Source organism: Nonomuraea sp. KM90, assembly GCF_052246675.1.
GTDB lineage: Bacteria > Actinomycetota > Actinomycetes > Streptosporangiales > Streptosporangiaceae > Nonomuraea.
In genome coordinates, this window is record NZ_JBQQCB010000354.1 from 1 (window position 1) to 1,471 (window position 1,471).

A 1,471-nucleotide genomic window follows, 5' to 3' on the forward strand; every position below is an offset into this window, starting at 1 on the left:
GAGAACTGAATCACCTCAAGGGATGCATAACGTAACTGTCAAGTCACCGAAGGTGGCATCAGGGCGGTGTGCCGTGAGACGAGCGCAAGATCCAGTGAGAATCGGCCAACTTCAGTGCGACAGGACAATTTCCCGGGCCGAACCTCCTGCCGTACACGCGCCTACTGACAATTCCGATGGCCTACTGCCAGATCCGCTGACATCCCCCGTACCGTACTGACATCTGCAAGCGCGTCAGACAAACAACTGGGAGTCATAGTGGTGTGGTGGTGCCTTCCGATCTTGATGATCTTTCAATACGCTATTGAACGTGCCTCCGAAAGCCACTCCCGAGATTGATAAAGTCGCAGGTCAGGCCGCTATTCAGAGAGTTATCGCACGACGACGCCAGGCGTGCGATCCGCGCGTAGACGAACTCGAGCACGACGATCCGTTCGAGCATCCACTCCCCGTGGTGCAGCATGTCCTGCAGATCCGACCTCTCCACCTGGTGACCGATGATGACGTCATCGATGCCCTCTGGATCCTGGCGTACATCAAGGTCTGCGGGGTGCCGCACGTGCCGGCGGCGGTCGACCAACTGGAGAACGAGCTTCTCCTCCTGGGTCGAAGGCTTCGCATCCCTCAGATCCGCATGGCGCCAACCCTTGGTGCGAAAACCCCTCAAGCGGTAGACCATCGCATCAAGCGGGCTAGGGCAAAGAAGCTCGGACTGCCGGCCAGTGAGCGCGCCGAGCGCGATTATCGCCTCCGGGGTATCAAGGGAACGCAGGTCGGGCGTAAGGAGGCGATCTGGTATCGCCGTCACGGACTGCAGCTGTGGGACGTCGCTCAAGCCCTCGTTAAGCTGCGCGGCGAGCATGACGAGCTGATCGACGACGAACTGGCGCAAACCATCGTGGACATAGCCAGAGAGCTCCGAAGGAAGGTCTTGCCGGTCACTCCGACCAGCTATCCAGTGCTGAGAGACCTGGCAACGGTGATGTACCTCTTCGTTGAAGAGGTACAGGACAACAAGTACGACGAGTTCCGCGCGAAGGGCGGAAGTCTGTTTGCGGAGCTGGCCAAACTGGCCCACGGCCAGCACGCCGCACGGTTCGGTTCGTAGTCGGTGCGAACACGGGCCCACACATGCCGGCGCGCACCTGGAGATATCTGCGGCACGGCCGGCATGTGCGTGCTGCTGGGGCGCGGTTGTGATCCGCCCGCAGTCAACTCGCTTCCCCCCGGGTTGCATGACCGGATCGACGCAAAGTGACTGAGAAGTAGTGCCTCCAGGCCCCGCCTCCGTGCGGGGCTACAGCCCCCTCGCAGGCCGAACCCCTTCCCAGCACTCCCCCATCCACCGGAGTTCCGCAGTTCCTGGTGGTGCTGGTGACACGGTTATGGGCAACAGGCCAGGTAAGCGGCGTTCGCGGTGGTGGCACAAGGAAGTCCGATCCGTGTCACTAGGAACACCGCTCGACACCTT

General features: G+C 61.0%; 1 protein-coding gene. It reads left to right on the forward strand.

The genetic code is table 11. The features are described 5' to 3' along the window. Positions 1–310: 310 nt before the first annotated feature. The gene (locus ACTWPW_RS64165; protein WP_443175037.1) at positions 311–1,108 is read left to right on the forward strand and encodes a hypothetical protein; all 798 of its coding nucleotides are present in this window, start codon (positions 311–313) and stop codon (positions 1,106–1,108) included. Positions 1,109–1,471: the final 363 nt, after the last annotated feature.